Source organism: Mesorhizobium sp. WSM4845 (assembly GCF_055811455.1).
Window position 1 is genome coordinate 3,958 of record NZ_JBVVQA010000040.1, and the last position, 26,305, is coordinate 30,262.

Consider the following 26,305-nt stretch of genomic DNA (forward strand, 5'->3'; position numbering starts at 1 on the left):
CCCCCCCCCCCCCCCCGCCCCCCCCCCCCCCCGGGGGGGCCCCCCCCACCCCCCCCCACATAAAAAAAAAAAATAACTTCGGCCCCCCACAAAAAACACGGGCCGGGGGGTGCCCCCGCGCCCCCCTTTCGTGACCGACCGTATCCCCACACGGCCCGTCCCCCGTATTCTGATGATCCCGAGACTTCTTGACAGACTCGGCAACAAAATCAACCGCAGATTACATCACCACAACCGTCGTGCCAACATCGACCCGCTCATAAAGATCGACGACGTCCTCGTTGCGCATGCGAATGCAGCCCGACGACACGGCGCCGCCGATCGTCCATGGCTGGTTGGTGCCGTGGATGCGGTAGAGAGTCGAACCGAGATAAAGCGCGCGCGCGCCGAGCGGGTTCTCGACGCCGCCGGCGACATAGGTCGGCAGATAACGGCCATTGGCGGCCTCGCGCGAGATCATCTGCGCCGGCGGTCGCCATTCGGGCCAGACCTTCTTCTGCGAGATCTTGTGCTTGCCGGCCCATTCGAAGCCCGGCTTGCCGGTGCCGACGCCATAGCGCCGCGCCTTGCCGTTGTTCTCGACCAGATAGAGAAAATTCTCCCGCGTATCGATGACGATCGTGCCCGGCTTCTCCGGGCCGTCATAGGCGACTTCCTGCGGCAGATAGATCGGGTTGATCTGCGGGCGCGCGATAATGCGCTTCTTTGACGGCGCCTGCACCGCCGCCGTGTGCAGCTGAGCCGGTTGCGCCTGCCGCTGAGAACGGCGCTGCGGCTTTTGCACCTCTTGCCGGTTCTGGCGGACGATGCCTGGCGCGCGGCCAAGCTGCAGCACCCAGGGCGCCGAAAGGTCGGGGCTCACCATCACCGGTGGCCTGTCGGCATAGCGGTCGTTGGCGCTGGAGGATGTAGCGGCAGTGGCCAGCACAGCTGCGGCGCCGAGCAGCGGGAACAAAAATGTCTTCATCGGAACGCACCCTGATCGTCGAACATGCCGGGGCGCACAAGCGTCCCCGATGTCGCGAACATTGGGCGCGGAGCAGCAACCGAAACGTGAATCGGAATGCGTAAAATGCTGCATTGTCAGTAAAGCTTTCGGTGTGGTTACCGGCCGGTTCAGGAATCTGGTAAAGCCGCGGTAAAGGCAGCGCTGAGGCGCATTAAGCAATGGAATTCCGCCATGGATGAGAAGACAGGCCTGCTCGCTGGACCCGATGGTATCGCGCGCTGCTTCTGGCACGGCAATCTGCCGGACTATTTGCACTACCACGATCACGAATGGGGCCGGCCGGTCGACGACGACCGCAGGCTGTTCGAAAAGATCTGCCTCGAAGGCTTTCAGTCGGGCCTGTCCTGGCTGACCATATTGCGCAAGCGCGAGAATTTTCGCGAGGCGTTCGCCGGCTTCGATATCGACAGGATCGCCGCCTTCACCGAACAGGATGTCGAGCGCCTGCTCGGAAATGCCGGCATCATTCGTCACCGCGGCAAGATCGTCTCGACCATCAACAACGCCAGGCGCGCGCGTGAATTGGCCGACGAGGCCGGCTCGCTGGCGGCCTGGTTCTGGAAATTCGAACCCGGCCCGGACGAACGGCCCGAAATCGTCGATCTCGCCCATCTGCGCGCCAACCCGACCACGGTAGTCTCGGTGCGGATTTCGAAGGAGCTGAAGAAGCGCGGCTGGAGCTTTGTCGGCCCGACCACCGTCTACGCCTTCATGCAGGCCATGGGGCTGGTCAACGACCATCTCGAAGGCTGTGTCTGCCGCGAGCAGGTCGAGGTGGAGCGCAAGGCGTTCAAAAGGCCGAAGTAGCTCCCTTCTTTTTCCTTCTCCCACAAGGGGAGAAGGCAACGGGCGCTCAACAACTCAAGCGCCGGCGCCCGCCAGAAAGAGCCCGGCAACGATAGCCGCTATCGTGGCAAACGCCGGATAGATCACGAGCAGGCTGGTCAGCAGCGCATCGCGCATGGTCGGCCCCGTACGCTTGTCTGCGGCAACCTCGAACGGTCCCGCCATTTGGGCTGCAGGTCCCGGTGCATGATGATCGGCCGGCCTCAGCTGGGCGGGCAGCTCGCGGGTGCGGCTGTCGATGATGTCGAATTTCTGCGCCAAGGTCATGGCCCGAACCCCTTGTTTCGGCGAGCTTTATCGGCTGCGATTGTGTCGGCACGATGCCGCGCTTATGGCGGAATTGTTTCAGCTTCTTGCCTTCTCCCGCACGGGGAGAAGGCAGGGAGCAAACCCTTGCCGCGCCAAGCCCCATCGGTTAGGACACGCCCACTCGAAACAAGTCAGCTTTACCTAGCGAAAAGACCCATGCCATGGCCGACAAATCGGAAAAGATGAAAGCGCGGCTGCCGCGCGGGCTTGTCGATCGCGGCGCCGTGGATATCCGTGCCGTCGAGAAGATGATGGCGACGATCCGCTCGGTCTATGAGCTGTACGGCTTCGAGCCGGTCGACCAGCCGCTGATCGAATACACCGATGCGCTGGGCAAATTCCTGCCCGATCAGGATCGGCCGAACGAGGGTGTGTTCTCCTTCCAGGACGACGACGACCAGTGGCTGTCGCTGCGCTACGATTTGACCGCGCCGATGGCCCGTTTTGTCGCTGAAAACTTTGAGCGCCTGCCGAAACCCTATCGCAGCTACCGCTCCGGCTGGGTGTTCCGCAACGAAAAGCCCGGCCCTGGCCGCTTCCGCCAGTTCATGCAGTTCGACGCCGACACGGTCGGCACGCCAGGTGTCGCGGCCGACGCCGAAATGGCGATGATGATGGCCGACGTGATGGAAGCGCTCGGCATCAAGCGCGGCGACTACATCATTAGGGTCAACAATCGCAAGGTGCTCGACGGCGTGCTGGAGGCGATCGGCCTTGGCGGCGACGAGAATGCTGGGCGCCGGTTGCAGGTGCTGCGCGCGATCGACAAGCTGGACAAGTTTGGACCGGAAGGCGTCAAGCTTTTGCTGGGCAAAGGTCGCTGGGACGGCGGTAAAGAGGGCGAGGGGGATTTTACAAAGGGGGCTGGGCTAGACGAAGTTCAAGCAGCGTTCATTGTCGCCGTCGTTCTTCACAACCAACACGTCGAGGCTGGGCTCAAAAACGATGTAGGAAAATGGAACAGAGTACTTGAGGCCAACCCCACGGCCGAAGCGGGATTTGCTGAACTCAAAGAGATTGAAGCGCTTGTCCTGGCTGCCGGCTATGGTCCGGACCGCATTCGCATAGACCCCTCCGTCGTCCGCGGCCTCGAATATTACACCGGCCCGGTCTACGAAGCCGAACTGCTGGCCGAAATTCCCAACGAAGAGGGAAAAATCGTCCGCTTCGGCTCGGTCGGCGGTGGCGGGCGCTATGATGGCCTCGTCTCGCGCTTTCGCGGCGAGCCGGTGCCGGCGACCGGCTTTTCCATCGGCGTCTCCAGGCTGATGACGGCGCTGAAGAACCTCGGCAAGCTCGATACATCGGACGTGATCGCGCCGGTCGTCGTGCTCACCATGGACAAGAACACGGACAGTCTCGGCCGCTACCAGAAAATGGTGGCCGAGCTGCGCGCCGCCGGCATCCGTTCCGAAATGTATCTCGGCGGTGCCGGCATGAAGGCGCAGCTCAAATATGCCGACCGCCGCGGCAGCCCGGTCGCCATCATCCAGGGCGGCGACGAGCGGGCGAAAGGCGAGGTGCAGATCAAGGACCTGATCGAGGGCGCCCGGATGTCGGCGGAGATTGTGGACAACGCCGAATGGCGCGCGGCGCGGCCGGCTCAGGTGACCGTGACGGAATGCGAGCTGGTCGCCGAGGTAAGGAAGATACTGGCGGCACAGGCGGCCGACCGTGCGAAGGGTGGCGCGTGAACACCCCCCTCTGGCCTGCCGGCCATCTCCCCCTCAAGGGGGGAGATTGGCAGCCGTACCGCCGGCACTTACCTTTCAACCTTGAAAATAGGGCGAAGGCTGCGACGAGACTAATCTCCCCCCTTGAGGGGGAGATGGCCGGCAGGCCAGAGGGGGGTGCCTCGCACCCAACCGATCAATGACCTCCCGCTACCCCGCCATCGCATCAGACATCACAAAACTCTTCGCCGCGCGCAACACGCATGCGGTGGAAGTCGCGGTGCTGCAGCCGGCCGACCCGTTCCTCGATATGGCCGGCGAGGATTTGCGCCGGCGTATTTTCCTCACCGAAAGCGAGACCGGACAGACGCTTTGCCTGCGGCCGGAGTTCACCATCCCGGTCTGCCTCGACCACATTGCCAGCCAGGCCGGCACGCCGCGCCGCTATTCCTATCTCGGTGAGGTGTTTCGCCAGCGCCGCGAGGGCGCAAATGAGTTCTTCCAGGCCGGCATCGAGGATCTCGGCGACGGCGACATCGCACAGGCCGATGCCCGATCGCTGGCCGATGCGCATGCGCTGCTTTCGCTGGTGCTGCCGGGCCAGGAACCAACGATCACGCTCGGCGACCAGACTGTTTTCGAGGCGGTGCTCGCCGCACTCGGCCTGCCGCGCGGCTGGCGCATGCGGCTGGCCCGCGCCTTCGGTTCGGCGGCGATGCTGGAGGCAGCGCTTGCCGACCTCGCCAACCCGCCGCGCAACGGCCAGCTCACCGGTGCGGTCGCCGCCCTTGTCCTCGACGGCAATCTGGAAGCGCTTTCTTCGCACATCGCCGGCGGCATGGAGCAGGCGGGGCTGTCGGCGTCGGCCGGACGGTCGCCGACCGAGATTGCGCGGCGCTTGGTCGAGAAGGCCGAGCTGCGCAGCGTCAGGCTGTCGAACGAGGCGTTTTCGGCGCTGAAGGATTTTCTGGCGATCGATGTGACGCTCGACGGTGCTGCACAGGCGCTCGAAACTTTCGCAGCCGGCGCCGGCCTTTCGCTGGGCGCGGCGCTGGACAATTTCTCCGCGCGCGCCAAGGCGATTGAAGCGCTCGGCCTGCTCTCGGCAAAAATCCGCTACGACGCCGCCTTTGGCCGCCCACTCGATTACTACACCGGACTGGTCTTCGAGATCGCGGCGGAAAACGGTGACCGGCCGCTGGCCGGCGGCGGCCGCTATGACCGGCTGCTGACGTTGCTCGGCGCGAAAACGCCGATCCCCGGCGTCGGCTTTTCCGTCTGGCTCGACCGCATCGAAGCGTTGCGGGAGAAGGCGCAATGATCACCCTGGCGATTCCATCGAAGGGCCGGCTCAAGCAGCAGGCGCTGGAGGTGCTGGCCAAGGCCGGGCTTGCCGTCAGCCTGCCCGGCGACGAGCGCAAATACCGCGCCCGCATCGAAGGCGTGGAAGCGGTCGAGGTGGCGTTCCTGTCGGCCTCGGAAATCGCAGGCGAAATCGGCCAGGGCTCGGTCGACCTCGGCATCACCGGCGAGGATCTGTTGCGCGAAAGCCTCGCCGACTGGGCGGCGCGCGCTGAGATCGTCGCCCGCCTCGGTTTCGGCAATGCCGATGTCGTGGTGGCGGTGCCCGACATCTGGCTCGACGTCGATACGATGGCCGACCTCGACGATGTCGCCGCCGATTTCCGCCAGCGCCACGGCAGGCGGCTCAGGATAGCCACAAAATACTGGCGGCTGACGCAGCAGTTCTTTTCCCAAAAGCACGGCATCCAGGTCTATCGCATCGTCGAGAGCCTCGGCGCCACCGAAGGCGCGCCGGCGGCGGGTTTGGCCGATGTCGTCGTCGACATCACCACGTCAGGCTCGACGCTGCGCGCCAATCACCTGAAGATTTTGGCGGACGGCGTCATCCTGCGCTCGCAGGCCTGCCTGGTTGCATCGCGGAAGCCGCGTGCGGCGGCCGACGAGGCTGTCATGCGCGGCATCGCGGCGAAGATGGGTGCCTTCCCTCCCCCTTGAGGGGAGGGTGGACAGCCGCCGAAGGCGGATGGACGGGTGGGGTCGTTGCGGCAGTGCTCGACGCGAGACGACCCCACCCGCCTCGCTTCGCGAGGCACTCTGCCCTCAAGGGGGAGGGATTGCGCTCCAGTACCCTCAACGGGATTTCCACCACCCCGGCAGGCTGATAGACTCGGGTCGCCTGCGGAGGAGACGGCGATGCCGATCAATCTCGACGAGTTGAAGAATGCCACCAGCCTGCGCGGCCGTCGCCCGGGCAATGGGGCCACGTTTGTCGCGCCGGTCGACGGCAGGGCGCATGTGTCGGGCGAGCGCACCGTGCCGCTGCTGCAGCAAACGATCCCGGCGGTGCTTTCGGACACCGTCAGCAAATACGGCACGCTCGATGCCGCCGTCTTCGTCGACCAGGACAAGCGCTTCACCTGGAGCGAACTTTCAGACACGGTGGACGCGCTGGCCGCAGGCTTCCTGGCTCTCGGCCTGGCAAAAGGCGATCGCGTCGGCATCTGGTCGCCGAACCGCTGGGAGTGGCTGGTGACGCAATTCGCCACCGCCCGCATCGGCCTGATCCTGGTCAACATCAACCCGGCTTATCGGCTGGCCGAACTCGACTATGCGCTGAACAAGGTCGCTTGCCGAGCGCTGGTCACGGCCGTCAAATTCAAGAGCTCCGACTATCTCAGCATGATCGAGACGCTGGCGCCGGAGATCGCGACGGCGACGCCGGGCGAGCTCGATGCGAAAAAATTGCCGGCGCTAAAAATCGTCATCCGCATGGGCGAGGAGCATTCGCCCGGCATGCTCAATTTCACCGACGTGCTGGCGATGGGCGGGCGCGACGAGCATGACAGCCTCGACCGGATCTCCGAGGGGCTGAAGCCCGGCGATGCCATCAACATCCAGTTCACCTCAGGCACGACAGGCGCGCCAAAGGGTGCGACGCTGACTCACAACAACATCGTCAACAATGGCAATTTCGTCACCTCGGCGATCCGGCTGACCGTCGACGACCGGCTGTGCATCCCGGTGCCGCTCTATCACTGCTTCGGCATGTCGATGGGCACGATCGGCTGCGTCACCAAGGGCGCGACGATGGTTTTCCCGGGCGAGGGGTTCGATGCCGGCGCCACGCTGAAGGCGGTGGCGGGCGAGCGCTGCACCGGCCTCTATGGCGTGCCGACCATGTTCGTCGGCATGCTCGACCATCCGGATTTCGACAGCTTCGATCTCACCAGCCTGCGCACCGGCATCATGGCCGGCTCGCCGTGCCCGATCGAGGTGATGAAGAAGGTAGTGTCACTGATGCACATGGCGGAGGTGACAATCGCCTATGGCATGACCGAGACCAGCCCGGTGTCGTTCCAGAGCAGCGTCGCCGACCCGCTGGAAAAGCGCGTCTCGACCGTCGGCCGCGTCCACCCGCATGTTGAGGTCAAGGCGATCGATGCCGATGGCGCGACCGTTGCGGTCGGCGCGCCGGGCGAACTCTGCACGCGCGGCTATTCGGTGATGAAGGGCTATTGGGACGACGAGGAAAAAACCCGCGAGGCGATTGATCCCGACGGGTGGATGCACACCGGCGACCTCGCCACCATCGACGCCGAGGGTTATTGCAACATCGTCGGCCGGGTCAAGGATATGGTCATCCGCGGCGGCGAGAACGTTTATCCGCGCGAGGTCGAGGAGTTCCTCTATCGCCATCCCAAGGTCAAGGAAGTGCAGGTGTTCGGCATTCCCGACCCGAAATATGGCGAGGAGCTTTGCGCCTGGATTGTGCTCAAGCCGAGCCAGATCGCCACCGAGCAGGAGATCAAGGCCTTCTGCGCCGGCCAGATCGCCCATTACAAGATCCCGCGCCACATCCGCTTTCGCACCGAATTGCCAATGACGGTGACCGGCAAGCCGCAGAAGTTTTTGATGCGCGAGGCGATGGTTGACGAACTGGGGCTGGTGACGCCGAAGACCGCCTGAGCGGGCAACGGGCTCCCGTTCGTACTTACGCGTTTGAAGAACAGAGGCGTTGTCTCAATGTCGGGCACAATGACCCGGTCGAACGCGGCCTCCCCGCTGAGATCTGCGACGACGGACCCGAGCCAGCACCAGTGACAGACCGCGATAAGATCGTACTGCTACCCGGGAAGTGTAGGTGTGTACTCACGCCTCGTCTTTCGCGCGGCGCGCCATTCCTCGAACCGTTGCAGGATGACGAAGAAGGACGGTACGAAGAGAACGGCGAGACAGGTCGAGGCGATCATGCCGGAAAAGACCGTGATGCCGATCGACTTGCGCGCGCTGGCCCCGGCGCCTGTCGCCAACACCAGCGGCGCGACACCAAGGATAAACGCGAAGGACGTCATCAGGATGGGCCGGAAGCGCGCTCGTGCCGCCTCGATCGCCGCTTCGACTATCGGTCTGCCGGCGGCGCGCAATTCGCGCGCGACCTCGACGATCAGGATGGCGTTCTTGGCGGATAGCGCGATCAGCAGGATCAGGCCAATCTGCACGTAGAGATTGTTGTCGATGCCGAGGCCGTTGAGAACCAGGACCGGACCCACCAGCGACAGCGGCGCGGCGAGCAAGATCGAGATCGGGGCCAGCCAGCTCTCATATTGGCCTGCCAGCACCAGATAGACCAAGAGCAGCGCCATGCCGAACACCAAATAGATCTGGCTGCCGACAAGCTTTTCCTGGAAGGACAGCGCCGTCCAGTCGAAGCCGGTGCCGGGCGGCAATGTGTCGGCCGCAACCCCTTCCATCAGTTTGATCGCGTCGCCCGACGAGAAGCCATGTGCCTGCACACCGATGATCGATGCCGAGGGATAGAGGTTATAGAGGCTGATCAGTGATGGGCCGACGCTTGGCGTGACTGTCAGCAATGTCCCGAGCGGGATCATGTCGCCGCTCTGGTTGCGCACGCTCAGGCGGGCGATATTCTCGGGCGTCAGGCGAAATTGCGCATCGCCCTGCACATAGATCTGGAACACCCGCCCGAACTTGTTGAACTGACTGACATAAGTCGAGCCCAGATAACCGGCGAGCGTCTGGAAGACCTGGTCCGTGGTCAGCCCCAGGGTTTGCACCTTCTCGCGGTCGATTTCGACCGTGTATTGCGGGACGTTGGCCCGGAACGGCGCCGATACGCGCTGGATACCTGACTGCGTCTGAGCGGTCCTGGTTATTGCCTCGACTGCTCCTTGCAGCTTGGCGAGGTCGAAACTGCCGTCACGCAGCTCGACCTGCATGGTGAAGCCGGCGGCGTTGCCGATGCCCTGGATCGGCGGTGGAGGCAGCACCAGTACAGTTCCGTCACCCATGTCGGACAGATTCTTGTTGAGCGTTGCGTAGAGCGAGGCAAGATCCTCGCCCTTGCCGCGCAAGCTCCAGTCCTTGAGGATGATGTAGGCAACGCCGGCGTTTGCCAGCGTCGAGTTATTGTCGAGTGCCGAGATGCCCGCGATGGTCACGACCTGATCGACGCCCGGCGTGGCCTTGGCGAGCTTCGAAACCTGTTGCAGCGTCTCCTGTGTACGGCCAAGTGCGGCGCCGTCGGGCAGTTGAACCGAAGCAAGCAGGTAGCCCTGGTCCTCGATCGGGATGAAGCCGGTGGCCACGCGCGATATGCCATAGCCTGCCGCCCCGATGATCAGCAGCGCGATGATGCCCATCACCGTGCTGTGACGCACCATGGCACCGATCAGGCCGGCATAACGGTTCTCCAGGCGCTGGTAGACCGCGTTGAAGCCGCGAAAGAAGACATTGCGCTGGTCCGGCGGCACCGGCCGCCTTAGCCATGTCGCACACTGCGTCGGTTTGAGCGTTGCCGCGTTGATGGCGCTGATTATGGCAGTTGCCGCAATCACCAGTGCGAATTGCGCATACATTTGCCCCGTGAGGCCGGGCAGGAACGCAGCCGGGAGGAACACCGCCATCAGCACCAAGGTGATGCCGATGATCGGCCCGAAGAGGGCGTTCATGGCGGCAATGGCCGCGTCGTGGCCCGACATGCCGCGCTCCATATTGTGAGTGGCGCCCTCGACCACGACGATGGCGTCGTCGACGACGATGCCGATGGCAAGCACGATGGCGAACAGGGTCGACAGGTTGACCGAAAAGCCGAGCGCGGCCATCGCCGCGAACGCCCCGATGATCGTCACCGGAACGGTCGTTGCCGGCACCAGCATCGCCCGCCAGTCCTGCAGGAAAAGCAGGATGACGATGAGCACCAGGACGGCGGCTTCGATCAGCGTCTTGTAGACCTCGTGGATCGCCTGGCTGACGAAAATCGTGGTGTTGAAGGGGATCGAGTATGCCAGGCCTTGCGGAAACTCGCGTGACAGGTCCTTCATCCTGGCCTCGACCTTGCCGGCCACATCGAGCGCATTGGCGCCCGGCGACAGGAAAACGGCCATGCCCGCAGCCGGCTGGCCGTCGAGATTGAAGAACTGCCCATAGGTCTGGGCGCCGAGCTCGACTCGGCCGACGTCGCGCACGCGCGTCATGTCGCCATTGGCGCCGGTCTTGACGATCACGGTGCCGAACTGGCCGGGATCGTCAAGGCGGCTGGACACTTCGATCGTGTACTGGAAGGACTGGCCGTCGGGCGCCGGCGGCGCGCCGACCTGGCCTGCGGTGACCTGCTCGCTCTGCTGCCCCAGCGCCTGGACGACGTCCTGCGTGGTAAGGCCGCGCGCCTGCATCTTCTCGGGATCAAGCCAGACACGCATGGAATACTGGCCGGCGCCGAACACATTGACATTGCCGACCCCCGGTATTCGGGAGAGCTCATCCTTGAGCCGGATGGTCGCGTAGTTGGCGAGATAAAGGCTGTCATATTCCCCGTTCGGTGAAGTCAGCGTGACGATCTCGAGGATCGAGGTCGACTTCTGCTGAACGGTGACGCCTTGCACCTGCACCGCTTGCGGCAGCGTCGCCAGGGCTGAGGACACACGGTTCTGCACACGCACTTGCGCCTGGTCGAGATCGGTGCCGATCGCGAACGTGACGGTGAGATTGTAGGTGCCATCCGATGCAGCATAGGACTGCATGTAGATCATGCCCTCGACGCCGTTAACCTGCTGCTCGATCGGCAACGCCACCGTGTCGATCACCGCACGCGCGCTCGCTCCCGGATAGCGCGTCGTCACCGAAACGGTAGGCGGCACCACGTCGGGATACTGCGCCACCGGCAGGGCAAAGAGCGAGATGACGCCTATGACGACCATGAGGATGGCGATTACGTTCGCCAGGACCGGCCGCTCGATGAAGAATTTGGAGATCATTGCGCTGCGCCGTCCGTGGCGACTGCTTCCAGTTTCTTTTCTTGCGGTTCGATCTTCTGGCCAGGGACTGCCGTCAACAGGCCGGAGACCAGGACGCGGTCGTCCGCCCCGATACCCTTGGTGATCACACGCAACGCGCCGACCAGTTGGCCGATCTCAACCGGACGCTGTTCGACCACGTCGTCCTTTCCGGCGACGAGCACGTAGCGACCCTTCTGGTCGCTACCGATCGCCCGGTCGGGAACGAGCAGCATGTCCGGCTCTACGCCCAACGGCACGCGCACACGCACGAAATAGCCAGGCAGCAGTTCCCGGCCTTCATTGGGGAGCACTGCGCGGACCGCTAGCGTGCCGGTGGCAGCGGTAACCTCTGGCGCGGCGTAGTCCAGCGTTCCCGCGTGGGGATAACCCGTCTCGCTCTGCAAGCCGACCTCGACCGGTATTTTCTTGAGATCCTGCGCGGTCATTCCACGCTTCGCCATGGCGGTGCGAATGCGCAGCACATCCTGCTCCGAGATATTGAAATTGACGTAGATGGGTGCGGTCTGAACGATGGTCGCCAGGGTGGTGGCGCTGCCGGCGCCGACAAGCTGCCCCATCGATACCTGGCGGGAGGTGACGGTGCCCGCGAACGGCGCCTTGACCTCGGTGTAGCTCAGATTGAGTTGAGCCTGCTTGACGTCGACCGCGCTCTGCTTCTGCTTGGCGATGTCGACGTCTGCTGCCGCGGCGGCCTGGTCGGCGGTCGATTGCGAGATGATTTTCTGGGACAGCAGCTCCTGCTGCCGCTTTAGGTCAGCACCGGACTGCTTGGCGGCGGCATCGGATGAACCCTGCCCGGCCTCGGATTGCTCGAGCGCCAGCTGGTAGGAATCGGGCTCGATCAGGAACAGCCGGGCGCCGGCCTTGACCTCGTCGCCGTCCTTGTAATCGATTTCCTGGATGAAGCCCGAGACGCGCGCAACCAGGGGCGTCGTGTTCACCGCCGCGGCACTGCCGGTAGCCTCGAGATATGGGGTCACGCTCTGCTTCAATGGAAGCGCCACGTCGACCTTGGGCGGAGGGGGCGGTACGTATGTGTTTTCCTCGCTACAAGCGGACAATACTAGTGTCGCGGCGAACAAGCCTGCCGCCTGCGCAATTCTACCCGATAGTAAAAGCATTTCCCCCCTCTATATACTTCCCGGTGTATATCGCATTATATAAAAGTGAGCTAATCTACATGTTTGAGGGGAGTTTGTCATGCGGATTGCGTTGAGCGTGCTTTTCTTGGCAACTCAGATGGCAACCACCGTGGCGCTGACGCAGACGGCGGCCGAGCGTGAGGCCTGCCAGGCAGATTACCAGAAGATCTGCGAGGGCGTGTTGCCGGGCGGCGGCCACATCATCAAATGCCTGGCCGATCACATGAGTGAGCTGACGCCCGAATGCCAAAAGGTCGTCAAGGCGAACACGCCTGGATAGCACCACTGTGCCTTTCCGAGCCGCAGGTGAACATGACGTGTCGGACTGGAGCGCCGGTGGGCGAGGTCTGCGGGTGCCGGATCGTGGCCCTGTCGTCTGGTCGGAAAGTTGGTCTGCTTTGTGGATTTTCCAGACATTCGCGACGCATTTCAGGGGCGGGCCTTCGCTTATCGTCCGGAACCCGTGCCAAAGCGACAGCGACATTAGGGTAAGCTGCTCTTTGCGTTCGCGCGGGCGAGACGGACGCTTCCGGGGTGGAGAAAAGCGGTTGGCTACCTATCTCGGAAGAGAGCGGATGGGGAAACAAGGCCGAAATCTTGGCCTCAAGCGAAAGGAACCCGCAAATGGCAAAGAATACGATTTGCCTCTGGTACGATAAGGACGCCGAGGCTGCCGCCCGCTTCTACTCCGAGATATTTCCTGACAGCGTGGTGGGTGCTGTGCACCGTGCACCCAGTGACTACCCGGCCGGCAAAGAAGGCGACGTGTTGACGGTCGAATTCACAGTCGCAGGCCTTCCTTGTATCGGCCTCAACGGGGGTCCCGAGTTCAAGCACAACGAAGCATTCTCGTTCCAGATCGCCACCGACGATCAGGAGGAGACCGACCGTTATTGGAATGCCATCGTCGGCAATGGCGGCCAGGAGAGCGTGTGCGGCTGGTGCAAAGACAAATGGGGGATTTCCTGGCAAATCACGCCGCGCGTGCTGACTGACGCGATGGCGGCTGGCGGCGACGAGGCAAAGCGCGCGTTTGATGCCATGATGACTATGAAGAAAATCGACGTCGCCGCGATCGAGGCGGCGCGACGCGGTTGATGCTCAATCGCGTCTTGCTGCCAAATTGCTGCCAGAGTGTGTCAGCTCGCCACCCAGTGCGGCCGTCCAGCCGCCAGCTTTGCGTTGCGGCGACCATCAGTCACTTACCACTAAAAACGGTCTGATTTCCCGGTTCGAGTCTCAAGCGGGACCACTATCCTGCTACAGTGCGTCGCGTATGCTGCATCTTCGGTATCCCTTCGATGATTTGGCGAGCGCGAACCGTGCCACTCAAAACCCGACTGACCGAACGTTTTGCGATCAGGCATCCCATCCTCCTCGCTCCTATGGGCGTGATGGCAGGCGGACGGCTTGCAGCAGCGGTGTCGCATGCCGGCGGGCTCGGTTTGATCGGCGGCGGCTACGGCGACGAAGCCTGGCTGGACAAGGAGTTTGCCGCCGCAGTCAACGCCCGTGTCGGATGTGGGTTTATTACATGGTCGCTGGCAACCAGGCCGTATCTGCTCGACCGCGTGCTGGAGCGGCAACCCGCGGCGCTGATGCTTTCATTCGGCTCGCCAGCACCCTTCGCCGCGCATATCAGAGAAGCGAGTGCCTTTCATCTGCCAAGTCCAGTCGATGTTGCACGCCCGCGAGGCGCTCGACGTCGGCGCAGATGCAATTGTGGCGCAGGGCAATGAAGCCGGCGGCCCACAGCGGTCCCCGCTCGACCTTCACACTCGTTCCCGAGATTGCCGATCTTCTCGCGAAACAGGCGCCTCAGACGCTTCTCGTGGCGGCGGGTGGCGTTGGCGACGGTCGAGCGCTTGCCGCGGCATTGATGCTCGGCGCCGACGGCGTCCTGGTCGGCACGCGGTTCATGGCGACTGCAGAGCCCGTGCGCCGCGCGGATTCCAGGAGGCTATCATCGCCGCTGATGGCGATGCGACGATCAAGACCACAACTGTCGACATCGCCCGCAACTATCGTTGGCCGACAGACGAATTCGTCGCGCGCGTGCTGAGGACTCGATTTGTCGCCGCCTGGCATGGCCGCGAAGGTCAGCTGACTGAAGCGCCGACGCTGGCCATCCAGAGCAGCGACTATTGGGACGCCTTTTACGCTGGCGATGCCGAGAACACCGGCGTTTTGATGGGGGAAGTGGCCGGAGTGATCCGAAGCGTGGAGTCGGCTGGACGCGTTATCGACGACATGATCGGACAAGCCGAGCGTCTGCTCACGGACGGCCCGCGACGTATCGTCGATTGACTGCTCAGTTTCTCTTCTACTCTACCTGATTAATTGCACACCACCTCAGCCATTGCGCGGATGATCTTGCCACTTCGACGCATTCGTCGTGCCGCATCTTCTTGCGCCGCCAGACGAGGCAGATGGCGCTGCGGCATCGGTTCCTGGAGTGGGCACGATCTCCAGATCGCGCAATGGCGCTGGCTGGTCCTGCCGCTATTTCCGGGATGAGCGTGACGCCCGAGCCCATGCGCCACCATCTGCAGCAGCGTCGGGTCGCGGGCGATCAAAGCGACCTCCGCACACTCGTGCGAAGCGCACGCCCGATGCCAAGAAGCGCCGGTGATCACCGCTGTCTTTCCGCTTCAATCCGACTGTGCCAGGTCGGTGCTGGCAAGGCTAAACCGCCGGTCCTTCGAGCCCGCTTCTCTCGTGCGACTTCCACAGGTACCAGCCGAGGACGGTACCGAAGAAGAATGTGTGGGCAATGAACTGCACGACCGGGCTTGCTTGCAGGAACCAGGGGAATGCGATCGGCGCGATCACATAGAAATTGACGAGCCACAAGGCGAGTCCAAAGATGCTGCCGAGACCGATGAAGGCTGCTCGCCCTCGCAGCATTGCGGCAATCTCCCCGAACATGATCCCATAGGCGATGGCCAGGATCAAATGCACGACCACGCCGGCGATGCTGGCCGTCAAGAGCGGGTAGCCGGGATCGAGGGCTTCCGGTCCAAGCGCGATGGCGCCGATCATGCGCAGGGGCATGAAGAACGCTTCCGCCCCCATCATGAACGCACTCGCCGCCATTTCGAACGCCGCAAAGACGATGCCTGCGACAATACCCGCGACGGCCCCCTGCTGGAGTCCCCATCGGATGTCACGTGGCGTCACCGGCGTATGGATATAATCACGGTAAGCCATAACACTGCTCCCTGTTCTGGACGCAGATTCCTCCGCAAAATCAATGCCGGGAACGCGTCTGCGGTTCCGGGCGTCCGGTACAATTCACGAGGATTTGATTGAATTGATGTTTCTCAGGCCGAGCGGACGGTTCGGCTCATTGCCCGCATCGAAGCTGCAGCCTTGCAGCTTTCCCGCGACCGCCCAAAGCCCGGCTGTTACCTCGCGCGAGACCTCAACTGGCTCCATAGATCGTAGCCCGCAAGGAGGACGCCAATGCCGACCGCAACGCCTAGATCGGGATGCGGGACGAACCGGATTACGACGCCAAAAAACGCCAGAAAGACAACAAACGCCAAGACGGCCAGGAAGCGGCTCAAATTCATCTATTGTCCTCCACTCGCCGCGGCATCGCGCCTCAGCCCCCGTAGATCAGGTTGGGCAGCCCGTACACGATCTGCGGGAAGACGTAGATGATGACCATGCACAGGATAACGATCAGCATATAGGGCATCATTCCGCGGAAAATATCCGAAAGCTGAACATGCGGCGGCGAAATGCCCTTGAGGTAGTAGGCCGACATCGCCATGGGCGGCGACAAAAAGGCCGTCTGAAGGTTGACTGCGACGAGCACGCCGAAAAACAGCGGATCGATCTCGAAATGCGCCAATAGCGGCAGGAAGATCGGAACGAAGATCACGATAATCTCCGTCCATTCCAGCGGCCAGCCCAGGATGAAGATGATGATCTGGGCGACGATCAAAAACATCAGCGGCGACATGTCGAGGCCGGTGACGAAATCGCTGATCAGTTGCTGGCCTCCCAGATAGGCAAAGACCGAGGCGAAGGTCGCGGAGCCGACGAACAGCCAGCACACCATCGCGGTCGTTCGCGCCGTCAAATAGACGGACTCCTTCAGGCGTTGCCACGTCAGCGCCCGGTAGGCGGCGGCCAGCACGACGCCGCCGAGCGCGCCGATGGCGGCAGCCTCCGAAGGCGTGGCAAGGCCGAACAGGATAGCGCCGAGCACCGCAAGGATCAGGACCGCCAGAGGGACGAAGGAGGTCAGCAGCATCCAGCTGATTTGCAGGACCGAATAGTGGCCTACCTCGTCTCGGGTCGGCTTCGGCGCCAGCTGCGGCTGCAGCACCGCCTTCGCCACCACATAGATCAGATAAAGGCCGGCAAGCAGCAGTCCCGGAAGCAGGGCTGCCGCATACATGCGGACCACCGACACACCCGCCGTCGCGCCATAGACGATGAGCAGAATCGACGGCGGAATGAGGATGCCGAGGGTTCCGCCGGCGCAGATCACTCCCGAGGCATAGCTGACGTCGTAACGCGCCTTCAGCATGGCGGGAAACGCCAGCAGACCCATCAGTGTCACGACCGCGCCGACAATGCCTGTGGCCGTTGCGAAAAGGGTGCACGTGATGAGGGCGGCGACCGCCATGGAGCCGGGAACGCGCCGGGTGGCGATATAGAGGGTGCCGAAAAGACGCTCGATGATATTGGACCGCTCGACGATGTAGCCCATGAACAGGAAAAGCGGGATGGCGGTCAGCACGTCGTTCGAGATCACAGAATAGGTCTGATTCACGAACAGATCGAAAATGCGGTTGTTGAAGAAGCCGCCGATCCAATGCTCCGTAAGCGTCCAGCCGTCGGCGCCATCCTCAACCGCCCGTTCGTAGGCGCGCCACATCCGTCCCGGATTTAAATAAGCGTAGTAGCCAAAGGCGACCCCGAGCGCCATCAAAGTGAACGCAACCGGGAAGCCAAGGAAGATCGCCAGAAGCAGAATGAGCAGCATCGCGACGGCGACCTGAGGATCGCTCATCTGTCTTCTCCGTCGCGGTCAGGTTGATTGTCGGGATGGAGGAACGGGAGGTCGACTGCCTCCGAACCGTGATGCAGAACATCGAGCGTCTTGGCTTCCATCAGCACCTTCTCGGTCTCTTCCACGTCTTCAGCCGCGCGCGGCCATGTTCCGGTTCGCAGACAGACGACGCAGCGGAACACCTGAGCAATCCCCTGCACGAAGAGCAGGATGCCTGCCGCCACGATGACGGCCTTGAACTGAAAGATCGGAATCCCGGCCGGGCTGTTCGAGCTTACTTCGAGATAGCGAAAGCTGCGTGCGGCATACTTCCAGCCGGCCAGAATCAGCGCCGTGACGCCTGGGAAGAAGAAAATGAAGTAGAGGACAAGTTCGACCGCCGCTTGCACGCGCGGCCGCCACAGCCGGTAGATGAAATCGCCGCGCACATGTCCGTCTCGCGACAAGGTGTAAGCGCCGGCCATCATGAACATGGTGCCGTAGAGCATGTAGCTGAGGTCGAATGCCCACGCAGTCGGCGCGCTGAACAGGTATCGCACGACGACCTCATAGCTCACGCCGAGCGTCATAACGACGACGCTCCAGGCGAACACCTTTCCAAACCATGCCGAAAGTTCATCGGCGAACGCAATGTAACGGAGCATTTACTGGGTTCCGTCAGATACAATCCGGCGGTCCGCAAAACCGCCGGATTTGCCGAAGCGGAGACGCGAATTAGAGCTTCAGCTTGCCGGGGAAGTAATGTTCGTATGCCAGTGTCAGGTCGGCTGAATTCATAAGCTCGTAGTAGACGACGCGTTCGACCCATTGGCGCTGGCTATCGAGCACCCGCTTCATGAACGCATCCGCCTCCAGCGTCGGGATGATCTTGTCCCAGGCCTGGAGTTGTGCGTCGAGAATCTCCTTGGAGGTGCGGTGCACGGTGACACCGTGCTCGGTCTGAAGTTTCTGCAGGTCGGCCGAATAGTTGTCGAGGGCGACTGCCGTGGTCGCGGTGCTGGCCGCCTCCACGCCATATTCGAGAATGGCCTTCAAATCGTCGTCGAGGTCGTCGAATACGTCCTTGTTGAACAGGAATTCGAATGACTCGCTAGCCTGATGATAGGACGACAAGATATAGTTCTTGGCGACGTCCTGCGAACCGAAGCGAAGGTCGGATGACGGATTGTTGAATTCGAAGGCGTCGATAACCCCGCGCTCCATGGCCGGCACGATTTCACCGCCGGGCAACTGCGCCACGCTGAGGCCGAGGTTCTGCATGAGATCTGCGGCAAGACCCACCGTCCGATACTTGAATCCCTGCAGTTCGGCGGGGGTCGTGACAGGATTCTTGAACCAGCCGAACGGCTGCGCCGGCATCGGGAAGCCATAGAAGCCGACCACGTTGAGGCCCATGATGTCCTGCGTCAGCTCGCGGTAGAGATCCTTGCCGCCGCCCTGGTGGAACCAGGCAAGCATGGTGGTGGCGCTGCCGCCGAACACAGGGCCAGTTCCGAAAAGCGACGCGGCCTTGTGCTTGCCGTACCAATAGACGGGGACGGTGTGCGCAGCGTCGATGACGCCGTCATTGACGCCATCCAGCACCTGGAACGCGCCGACGACCGCACCCGCGGGCAGGAGCTCGAACTTCAGCCGGCCGCCCGACATCTTTTCGACGCGCTCTATGTATAGCCGCGCGAAATCCATCCAGATGTCGGAAGCAGGCCAGGAGGTCTGCATCTTGATGGTCACCGGCGCCTGCGCCAGTACGGCCGGGGCCGAGAGCGTCGTCGCTGCAGCCGCACCGGCGGTGATGGCGGTGGACTTTTCCAGGAACCCGCGACGCGAGATTTTATTGTCGGACATTTACTCCTCCCATTGTTGTAAACGCTTCTGCCACAACCAGAATATGCGAACTCGCCCCTTGCGCAACCAGTTTCGCTGCCGGTGACATCGGGGCATCGGGCGCTCGGTCGGGCACAAGCGCCAATATGTTTCCGCATTCGACGATTTTTTTGTCGGCGCTTATCCTTGTTCTGGCCTCCATAACGAATGTAGCACTGCTGCGCGGCATGCCAAGGCGGTCGGACCCTCTGGCCGACATTCCCACCCTCACGCCGCCAACACCGCCTCGTCCAGGCCGCGGATGATCTTGGCCAGTTCGACGCATTCGTCATGCCGGACCTTGTTGCGTCGCCAGGCGAGGCAGATCGTGCGCTGCGGCATCGGCTCCTGGAACGGCACGATCTTCAAATCGCGCATGGCGCTGGCCGGCCCTGCCGCCATTTCCGGGATAAGGGTGACGCCGAGCCCGTGCGCCACCATCTGCAGCAGCGTCGTCAGGCTCGTCGCGCCATAGCTCGCCATTGCCACCGGCCGCACGCTGCCGCAGACGGCAAGCGCCTGTTCACGCAGGCAGTGGCCTTCCTCCAGCAGCATCAGCCTTTCCAATGCCGGGCTTTCCGGCGGCACCGGCGGCGAGGCGAAGGCTGGATCGCCGGCCGGCACGGCAAGGAAGAACCGGTCGGAGAAAAGCGGCTCGGTGATCAGTCCGGGCTGATCGAGGGGAAGGGCCGCAATGAAGGCGTCGAGCTTTCCCAGGGCGGTGTCCTCGACCAGCGAGGCGGTCACCGCTTCACGCAATTCGAGCTGCAAGGCCGGGAAATGCCGTTTTAGTTCCGGCAGCACATGCGGCAGCAGATAGGGCGCCACCGTCGGGATGATGCCGAGCCGGAAGCGCCCTTCCATGGCGGGGCGGCCACGCCGGGCCGTGGTCTCGATTTCGCGGATGTCGGCAAGAATGCGCTCGATACGTGGCAGCATGGCCAGTGCCTCGTCGGTCATCCGAACCGATTTGCCGCCGCGCTCGAACAGCCGGCAATTCAGCCGCAGCTCCATCTCCGCGATCTGCGACGACAGCGCCGGCTGGCTGACGCCGGCCAGTTTCGCGGCGCGGCCGAAATGCAGCGTCTGTGCCAGTGCTTCGAAATATTGCATCTGCCGGACGGTGAGACCAATCATAAGGAAAACCTATCGCAACAAACTGGAAAGGCAATTTGTTTTTATCGGCAATGCGGCCTAGTCTGGAACCGTTCCAGAGTGGCGTGGCTCAGGGCCCGTCCGGAAAATCATCAAATCCCCGGAAGATCGACAATCCCGGAAAACGACAAATCCCGGAAAATTCAGAAATTGGAGAGAACGATGGACGCAAAGACCGATGACACCAGCGCCGGAAAATGCCCGGTCGTGCACACAACTATCGCCAGGGCCAACCGTGACTGGTGGCCGAACCAGCTGAATGTGCAGGTACTTCACCAGCAGTCCGCACTGTCCGATCCGATGGGCGAGGCATTCGATTACGCCAAGGAGTTCAAAAGTCTCGACCTGAACGCCGTGATCAAGGACTTGCATGCCTTGATGACGGACTCGCAGGAGTGGTGGCCGGCCGACTTTGGCCATTACGGGCCGCTGTTCATCCGCATGGCCTGGCACAGCGCCGGCACCTACCGCATCGGCGACGGCCGTGGCGGCGCCGGAGCCGGCCAGCAGCGCTTCGCGCCGCTCAACAGCTGGCCGGACAACGTCAATCTCGACAAGGCTCGCCGGCTGCTGTGGCCGATCAAGCAGAAATACGGCCGCAAGATCTCCTGGGCCGACCTGATGATTCTCACCGGCAACGTCGCCCTGGAATCGATGGGCTTCAAGACCTTCGGTTTTGCCGGCGGGCGCGCCGATGTCTGGGAGCCCGAACAGGACATCTACTGGGGCCCTGAAGGCAAGTGGCTGGCCGACGAGCGCTACAGCGGCGAACGCGATCTCCAGAACCCTCTTGCCGCCGTGCAGATGGGTCTGATCTACGTCAACCCGGAAGGGCCGAACGGCAATCCGGACCCGTTGGCCGCGGCGCGCGATATCCGCGAGACCTTTGCGCGCATGGCCATGAACGATGAGGAGACCGTCGCGCTCATCGCCGGCGGCCACACCTTCGGCAAGACCCACGGCGCCGGCGATGCGACGCTGGTTGGCCCCGAGCCGGAAGCAGCCGGCATCGAAGAGCAGGGCCTCGGCTGGGCGAGCACGTTTGGCACCGGCAAAGGCGGTGACGCGATCGGCAGCGGCCTGGAAGTGACGTGGACGACGACGCCGACGAAATGGGGCAACAACTTCTTCGACAATTTGTTCGGCTTCGAATGGGAGTTGATCAAGAGCCCGGCCGGCGCGCACCAGTGGACGCCGAAGGGCGGCGCCGGCGCCGGCACTGTGCCCGATGCCCACAACCCGGCAAAGCGTCACGCGCCTTCGATGCTGACCACCGACCTCGCTCTGCGGTTCGATCCTGCCTACGAAAAGATCTCGCGGCGCTTCCATCAGAATCCGGACCAGTTCGCCGATGCCTTCGCCCGCGCATGGTACAAGCTGACCCACCGCGACATGGGCCCGCTCGTGCGCTATCTCGGCCCGCTCGTGCCCAAGGAAGAGCTGCCGTGGCAGGATCCTATCCCTGCCGTCGATCATGTGCTGGTCGATGAGCTGGACGTGGCCGCCCTGAAGTCAAAAATCCTCGCCTCCGGCCTTTCGGTGCCGCAGCTGGTCTCGACGGCCTGGGCGTCCGCCTCGACCTTCCGTGGTTCCGACAAGCGCGGTGGCGCCAACGGCGCGCGCATTCGCCTGGCGCCGCAGAAGGACTGGGACGTCAACCAGCCGGCTCAGCTGGCGAAGGTGCTGGAGAAGCTCGAAGCGATCCGCAAGGAGTTCAATGCTTCGCAGTCCGGCAACAAGAAAGTCTCGCTTGCCGACCTGATCGTCATTGGCGGCGGCGCCGCAATCGAAAAGGCCGCGAAGGACGCCGGCAACGAGGTGAAGGTTCCGTTCACGCCGGGTCGCATGGATGCCTCCCAGGAGCAGACCGACGTCGACTCCTTCGCCCCGCTCGAACCGACCGCCGACGGTTTCCGCAACTATCTCAGCGGCCCGCAGCGTTTGTCGCCCGAGGAGGCGCTGGTCGACCGGGCGCAATTGCTGACGCTGACGGCGCCGGAGATGGCAGTCCTCGTCGGCGGCCTGCGCGTGCTCGGCGCAAATGCCGAGCAGTCAACGCACGGCGTCTTCACCAAGCGGCCTGAGACGCTGACCAACGACTTCTTCGTCAACCTGCTCGACATGGGAACGGTGTGGAAGTCGACATCGGAGGCCAAGGAATTGTTCGAAGGACGCGATCGGACGACAGGCGAGCTCAAGTGGAGCGGCACCCGCGTTGACCTCATCTTCGGTTCGCATGCCCAGCTGCGCGCGTTGGCGGAAGTCTATGCGACCGCGGACGCGGAGGAGAAATTTGCCAACGACTTCGTGGCGGCGTGGAACAAGGTGATGAACGCCGATCGCTTCGAACTTGCCTGATCGGCCAAGGCCCGGAGCGGGTAGCGTCCCGCCTGGATAAGTTTTTCGAACCTCAAACAAAAAGGCGCGGGGCGGGTCCCGCGCCTTTTTGTCAGACCAAAGCCTGTCAGTCCTTCTCGAAGATACGGGTCTTGGCGACCACGCCGGCGATGGCGCCGCCGATCAGCGGTGCGACGATGAACAGCCAGAGCTGGCCGATCGCCGCACCTCCCGAAAACAGCGCCGGGCCGATCGAGCGGGCCGGATTGAGCGATGTGCCGGTCACCGGAATGATGGCGAAGTGCAGTCCTGCCAGCGTCAGGCCGATGACGAGGCCGGCAAAGGCCGTCGCGTGGCTGCCGCTGGTGACGCCGAGGATGACCGTGACAAAGGTGAAGGTTCCGATCAGTTCCCACAGGAACGCCGAGCTGAGACCCCACTTCGTCGCATCCCAGCCATTGGCGCCGAAGCCGCCGGTATGGCCGCCGACCTGCCCGGAGACGATGATCCACAGCGCCAGCGACGCAATGATGGCGCCGATGACCTGCGCGATCCAGTAGGGGATGACGTTCTTGGCCTCCATTCGGCCGGCGAGGAACACGCCGAGCGTCACCGCCGGGTTGAGATGTGCACCCGAGATCGGGCCGATCGCATAAGCCGCCGCGATCAGGCCGATGCCGAATGCCAGACCGATGCCTTCCTGGCCGAGCGGCAGCGCGCCGCCGAAGCCGCCCGTCACCACCGAAGCCGTGCCGATGAACACCAGTAGAAATGTGCCTAGAACTTCCGCCAGGTAAGTCTTCATTGCCCTCTCCACGTAATTTCCCGCCGATCCGCTTGCAGTTCTTGGCGAATCACGCAGCGGAAGACTATCGCAACTTCAAAAGTTTAAAAGCATAGCAATGCGAGGGTCGCTGATATCAAGAGAGCTGCCTTTGATCTGGCGTTCTCACGGGGAGAGGGTCAGGGTGAGGGGCAGCGCAAACCTGAAGCGAGCGCCCTCTGCCTCCAGGACTCTCCCCGCTTGTGTGCGCCGGTCGCGCGCTTTAGAGCAAGACCCCGGAATTGATTTGCTGAGTAACGGAATAACAAGATGCGACTGGGCGGACGGCTGGCAGCAGCCATCGAAGTGCTGGAGGATATCGGCCGGCGGCACCGGCCGGTCGCCGATGCGCTGAAGGATTGGGGCCTGTCGCACCGCTTCGCCGGCGGCGGCGATCGCGCCGCGATCGGCAACATCGTCTATGACGCGCTGCGGCGAAAGCGCTCGGCCGGCTGGCTGTTGGGCGAAGATACGCCGCGCGCCATCGGTTTTGGCGCGCTGCTGCTTGAATGGAACCAGACGGCGCAGTCGTTGAACGAAGCGCTCGACGGTGACAAGTTTGCGCCGCCGCTGTTGAACGACGATGAACTGAAGGCCATCGCTGACCGCCAGGTAAACGATGCGCCGCCGGCGGTGCGCGCCGATATTCCGGATTGGTGCGAACCGTTGTTCGAGCAGGCCTTCGGTGCCAGCTGGGTCGATGAAGGTGCGGCGCTGGCGACCCGCCCGCCGCTCGACCTCAGGGTCAACACGCTGAAGGCCGATCGCAACAAGGTGCTCGCCGAACTGGCCGAGACCGGCGCCAAGGCTGCACGAATTGCGCCGCACGGCATCCGCATTCCGCCGATCGCGAGCGACGGCAGGCACCCGAACGTGCAGGCCGAACCGGCCTTCCAGAAAGGCTGGTTCGAGGTTCAGGACGAAGGCTCGCAGATTGCCGCCACGCTGGCTGGCGCCGAGGCCGGGATGCAGGTTCTCGACTTCTGTGCCGGAGCCGGCGGCAAGACGCTGGCCCTGTCAGCGGCGATGGACAATCGCGGCCAGGTGTTTGCCCATGATTCCGAAAAAGCGCGGCTGGCGCCGATTTTCGACCGCATCCGCCGCTCGGAAAACCGCAACGTGCAAATCGTCACCAAGCCGACGGAACTAAGCCCCCTCGCGGGCCACATCGACATCGTCGTGGTCGACGCGCCCTGCACCGGCAGCGGCACCTGGCGGCGCCGGCCCGATGCCAAATGGCGGCTGACGCAGAAGCAGCTCGATGCGCGCAAGGGCGAGCAATCGGCGATCCTCGATGTCGCCAAAAACTTCGTCAAACCGGGCGGGCTGCTGGTCTACATCACCTGCTCGGTGTTCGACGAGGAGAATGGCGAGCAGGTCGCTGCCTTCAGGGATCGTAACAGCGGCTTTGTCCCGGTCGATCACCGCCAGCTCTGGGACAGCCGCTTTCCGGGCCACGAGGCGGCAGCGCGTATCGGCGCAGGCGGCATTTCGCTGTCGCCGGCGTTGAGCGGTACCGATGGGTTTTATGTCTGCGCACTGCGCAAGGGTGGCTGAACCTTGCCGGCGGGCTGATTGCTGCAGTGCAGCAATAGCGATTGCCTGCCGCTCATACCTCTGCAATAAGCTTTTCTGACAGGAGCGTGACAAGCTATGGCAGCAGAGATCGTAACCGCCCCCAATTATGAGGATCGTGTCAGGACGTCCTTCGCGCGCCAGAACGCCATGATGACGATCGGCGCCGAGCTGACGTTGGTGACGCCGGGCATCATCGAGATCGAGATGCCCTATTCGGCGGCGCTGACTCAGCAGCATGGCTTCCTCCATGCCGGCGTCATTTCGACGGCGCTGGACTCGGCCTGCGGCTATGCGGCGTTCTCGCTGATGCCGGAAAGCTCCAGTGTGCTGACCATCGAGTTCAAGGTCAATCTGCTGGCGCCGGGCCGGGGCGAGCGTTTTCTGTTCCGCGGCTCGGTGACCAAGCCCGGCCGCACCATCATCGTTGCCGACGGCCAGGCCTATGCCTTCGCCGTCGACGGCGAGGCCAAGCTGATCGCCACCATGACTGGAACGATGATGACGGTGGTCGGTCGCGATGGCATCGAAGGCTGATCCGATGCGCAAGGCCGTCAGAATTGCCGGCAGGGGCGTCCTCTTCGTGATGGCGGCGCAGGCCGAATACGGGCCGCATCTGCAGCGGCTGTTCACCCCTGTCATGACAGGGGTGGGGCCGGTCGAAGCGGGTGTCAAGCTGGGCGCGGAACTGTCATGGCTCAAATCTGAAAAGGCGCTGCCGGATCTCGTCGTCTCGCTCGGTTCGGCCGGCAGCCGGACACTGGAACAAACGGAAATCTACCAGGCTGTTTCGGTCGCCTACCGCGACATCGACGCCTCGCCATTGGGCTTCGAGAAGGGCGCGACGCCGTTTCTCGACCTGCCGGTGACGGTGCCGCTGCCGTTCAGGATTCCAGGCATAGGCGAGGCGACGCTGTCGACGGGCGCGGCGATCATCTCCGGCAGCGCCTATGATGCGATTGGCGAGGACATGGTCGATATGGAGACCTTCGCCTGCCTGCGTGCCTGCCAATTGTTCGGCGTGCCGCTCGTCGGCCTGCGCGGCATTTCCGACGGGGCTGCCGATCTCAGGCATGTCGGGGACTGGAAGGAGTATCTCCATGTCATCGACGAGAAGCTGGCGGATGCGGTGACGCGGCTGGAACAGGCGATCGGCTCCGATGCGCTGCAGTTTGGACCATCGCATGACGCGGAAACGGAGTGA

25 protein-coding genes are annotated in these 26,305 nt (G+C 63.0%); 14 read left to right on the plus strand and 11 right to left on the minus strand.

Going from position 1 to position 26,305, the window contains the following annotated elements; genetic code table 11:
- Window positions 1-220 precede the first annotated feature (220 nt).
- Complete coding sequence (locus AC0L2C_RS30125; RefSeq protein WP_128166175.1) at window positions 221-967, minus strand: L,D-transpeptidase; 747 nt, start codon at window positions 965-967, stop codon at window positions 221-223.
- A 213-nt stretch (window positions 968-1,180) separates the two neighbouring features.
- On the opposite strand from AC0L2C_RS30125, the gene AC0L2C_RS30130 reads away from it, so the two are divergent.
- Window positions 1,181-1,816, plus strand: a complete 636-nt coding sequence (locus AC0L2C_RS30130) for a DNA-3-methyladenine glycosylase I (RefSeq protein ID WP_128175214.1) — start codon at window positions 1,181-1,183, stop codon at window positions 1,814-1,816.
- Window positions 1,817-1,870: 54 nt separating this feature from the next.
- Here the strand turns inward: AC0L2C_RS30130 and AC0L2C_RS30135 are convergent, their stop codons facing one another.
- Entirely contained in the window at window positions 1,871-2,122 is a 252-nt protein-coding gene (locus tag AC0L2C_RS30135) for a hypothetical protein (RefSeq protein WP_128175212.1), read from the minus strand.
- A 203-nt stretch (window positions 2,123-2,325) separates the two neighbouring features.
- Here AC0L2C_RS30135 and hisS point away from each other — a divergent pair, with 203 nt between their 5' ends.
- The 4 genes from hisS to AC0L2C_RS30155 all read left to right on the plus strand — a co-directional run bounded on the left by hisS (window position 2,326) and on the right by AC0L2C_RS30155 (window position 7,827).
- The gene (gene hisS, locus AC0L2C_RS30140; protein WP_287225475.1) at window positions 2,326-3,858 is read left to right on the plus strand and encodes a histidine--tRNA ligase; all 1,533 of its coding nucleotides are present in this window, start codon (window positions 2,326-2,328) and stop codon (window positions 3,856-3,858) included.
- A gap of 178 nt (window positions 3,859-4,036) precedes the next feature.
- Window positions 4,037-5,158: an ATP phosphoribosyltransferase regulatory subunit gene (locus tag AC0L2C_RS30145; protein ID WP_287225477.1), complete on the plus strand. Its 1,122-nt coding sequence runs from the start codon at window positions 4,037-4,039 to the stop codon at window positions 5,156-5,158.
- On the plus strand, window positions 5,155-5,856 hold the full coding sequence (gene hisG / locus AC0L2C_RS30150) for an ATP phosphoribosyltransferase (RefSeq protein ID WP_023800357.1): 702 nt from the start codon (window positions 5,155-5,157) through the stop codon (window positions 5,854-5,856). The genes AC0L2C_RS30145 and hisG overlap by 4 nt, the downstream gene beginning before the upstream one ends.
- Window positions 5,857-6,054: 198 nt before the next feature.
- Window positions 6,055-7,827: an AMP-binding protein gene (locus AC0L2C_RS30155; RefSeq protein WP_287225480.1), complete on the plus strand. Its 1,773-nt coding sequence runs from the start codon at window positions 6,055-6,057 to the stop codon at window positions 7,825-7,827.
- A gap of 158 nt (window positions 7,828-7,985) precedes the next feature.
- Here the strand turns inward: AC0L2C_RS30155 and AC0L2C_RS30160 are convergent, their stop codons facing one another.
- Both AC0L2C_RS30160 and AC0L2C_RS30165 read right to left on the minus strand, forming a co-directional pair.
- A complete protein-coding gene (locus AC0L2C_RS30160) occupies window positions 7,986-11,135 on the minus strand; it encodes an efflux RND transporter permease subunit (RefSeq protein WP_023800359.1) in 3,150 nt (1,049 codons plus the stop codon).
- Entirely contained in the window at window positions 11,132-12,298 is a 1,167-nt protein-coding gene (locus AC0L2C_RS30165) for an efflux RND transporter periplasmic adaptor subunit (RefSeq protein WP_128166187.1), read from the minus strand. The genes AC0L2C_RS30160 and AC0L2C_RS30165 overlap by 4 nt, the downstream gene beginning before the upstream one ends.
- 79 nt (window positions 12,299-12,377) lie before the next feature.
- Here AC0L2C_RS30165 and AC0L2C_RS30170 point away from each other — a divergent pair, with 79 nt between their 5' ends.
- The 5 genes from AC0L2C_RS30170 to AC0L2C_RS30190 all read left to right on the plus strand — a co-directional run bounded on the left by AC0L2C_RS30170 (window position 12,378) and on the right by AC0L2C_RS30190 (window position 14,626).
- Window positions 12,378-12,599 carry a cysteine rich repeat-containing protein gene (locus AC0L2C_RS30170; RefSeq protein ID WP_473525125.1) on the plus strand — a complete coding sequence of 74 codons (222 nt, stop codon included), beginning with the start codon at window positions 12,378-12,380 and terminating at the stop codon, window positions 12,597-12,599.
- 344 nt (window positions 12,600-12,943) lie between these two features.
- On the plus strand, window positions 12,944-13,417 hold the full coding sequence (locus AC0L2C_RS30175; RefSeq protein ID WP_473525126.1) for a VOC family protein: 474 nt from the start codon (window positions 12,944-12,946) through the stop codon (window positions 13,415-13,417).
- A 296-nt stretch (window positions 13,418-13,713) separates the two neighbouring features.
- Window positions 13,714-14,058, plus strand: coding sequence for a beta/alpha barrel domain-containing protein (locus tag AC0L2C_RS30180; protein ID WP_473525148.1), 345 nt, complete (start codon window positions 13,714-13,716; stop codon window positions 14,056-14,058).
- On the plus strand, window positions 14,055-14,381 hold the full coding sequence (locus AC0L2C_RS30185; RefSeq protein ID WP_473525127.1) for a nitronate monooxygenase: 327 nt from the start codon (window positions 14,055-14,057) through the stop codon (window positions 14,379-14,381). The genes AC0L2C_RS30180 and AC0L2C_RS30185 overlap by 4 nt, the downstream gene beginning before the upstream one ends.
- The gene (locus tag AC0L2C_RS30190; RefSeq protein ID WP_473525128.1) at window positions 14,375-14,626 is read left to right on the plus strand and encodes a hypothetical protein; all 252 of its coding nucleotides are present in this window, start codon (window positions 14,375-14,377) and stop codon (window positions 14,624-14,626) included. The genes AC0L2C_RS30185 and AC0L2C_RS30190 overlap by 7 nt, the downstream gene beginning before the upstream one ends.
- A gap of 29 nt (window positions 14,627-14,655) precedes the next feature.
- On the opposite strand, the gene AC0L2C_RS30195 is transcribed toward AC0L2C_RS30190, so the two are convergent.
- From AC0L2C_RS30195 to AC0L2C_RS30220, 6 genes are all read right to left on the minus strand, one after another.
- Window positions 14,656-14,895: a hypothetical protein gene (locus tag AC0L2C_RS30195; RefSeq protein ID WP_210163891.1), complete on the minus strand. Its 240-nt coding sequence runs from the start codon at window positions 14,893-14,895 to the stop codon at window positions 14,656-14,658.
- A gap of 109 nt (window positions 14,896-15,004) precedes the next feature.
- A complete protein-coding gene (locus AC0L2C_RS30200; protein ID WP_287225488.1) occupies window positions 15,005-15,529 on the minus strand; it encodes a hypothetical protein in 525 nt (174 codons plus the stop codon).
- Window positions 15,530-15,926: 397 nt separating this feature from the next.
- Window positions 15,927-17,348, minus strand: a complete 1,422-nt coding sequence (locus AC0L2C_RS30205; RefSeq protein WP_023800365.1) for a TRAP transporter large permease — start codon at window positions 17,346-17,348, stop codon at window positions 15,927-15,929.
- Window positions 17,345-17,992, minus strand: coding sequence for a TRAP transporter small permease subunit (locus AC0L2C_RS30210; RefSeq protein WP_023800366.1), 648 nt, complete (start codon window positions 17,990-17,992; stop codon window positions 17,345-17,347). The genes AC0L2C_RS30205 and AC0L2C_RS30210 overlap by 4 nt, the downstream gene beginning before the upstream one ends.
- Before the next feature lie 70 nt (window positions 17,993-18,062).
- Window positions 18,063-19,193, minus strand: coding sequence for a TRAP transporter substrate-binding protein (locus AC0L2C_RS30215; protein WP_023800367.1), 1,131 nt, complete (start codon window positions 19,191-19,193; stop codon window positions 18,063-18,065).
- A 246-nt stretch (window positions 19,194-19,439) separates the two neighbouring features.
- Entirely contained in the window at window positions 19,440-20,348 is a 909-nt protein-coding gene (locus AC0L2C_RS30220) for a hydrogen peroxide-inducible genes activator (RefSeq protein WP_023800368.1), read from the minus strand.
- A 180-nt stretch (window positions 20,349-20,528) separates the two neighbouring features.
- Here AC0L2C_RS30220 and katG point away from each other — a divergent pair, with 180 nt between their 5' ends.
- Complete coding sequence (gene katG, locus AC0L2C_RS30225) at window positions 20,529-22,724, plus strand: catalase/peroxidase HPI (RefSeq protein WP_287225495.1); 2,196 nt, start codon at window positions 20,529-20,531, stop codon at window positions 22,722-22,724.
- 106 nt (window positions 22,725-22,830) lie between these two features.
- Here katG and AC0L2C_RS30230 read toward each other — a convergent pair whose 3' ends face one another.
- Complete coding sequence (locus AC0L2C_RS30230) at window positions 22,831-23,508, minus strand: aquaporin (RefSeq protein ID WP_023800370.1); 678 nt, start codon at window positions 23,506-23,508, stop codon at window positions 22,831-22,833.
- A 288-nt stretch (window positions 23,509-23,796) separates the two neighbouring features.
- On the opposite strand from AC0L2C_RS30230, the gene AC0L2C_RS30235 reads away from it, so the two are divergent.
- The 3 genes from AC0L2C_RS30235 (at window position 23,797) to AC0L2C_RS30245 (ending at window position 26,305) form a co-directional block, all read left to right on the plus strand.
- Window positions 23,797-25,083 carry an RsmB/NOP family class I SAM-dependent RNA methyltransferase gene (locus tag AC0L2C_RS30235; protein WP_128166193.1) on the plus strand — a complete coding sequence of 429 codons (1,287 nt, stop codon included), beginning with the start codon at window positions 23,797-23,799 and terminating at the stop codon, window positions 25,081-25,083.
- Between the two features lie 96 nt (window positions 25,084-25,179).
- Window positions 25,180-25,638: a PaaI family thioesterase gene (locus AC0L2C_RS30240; protein WP_128166195.1), complete on the plus strand. Its 459-nt coding sequence runs from the start codon at window positions 25,180-25,182 to the stop codon at window positions 25,636-25,638.
- A 4-nt stretch (window positions 25,639-25,642) separates the two neighbouring features.
- Window positions 25,643-26,305: a 5'-methylthioadenosine/S-adenosylhomocysteine nucleosidase gene (locus AC0L2C_RS30245; protein ID WP_473525129.1), complete on the plus strand. Its 663-nt coding sequence runs from the start codon at window positions 25,643-25,645 to the stop codon at window positions 26,303-26,305.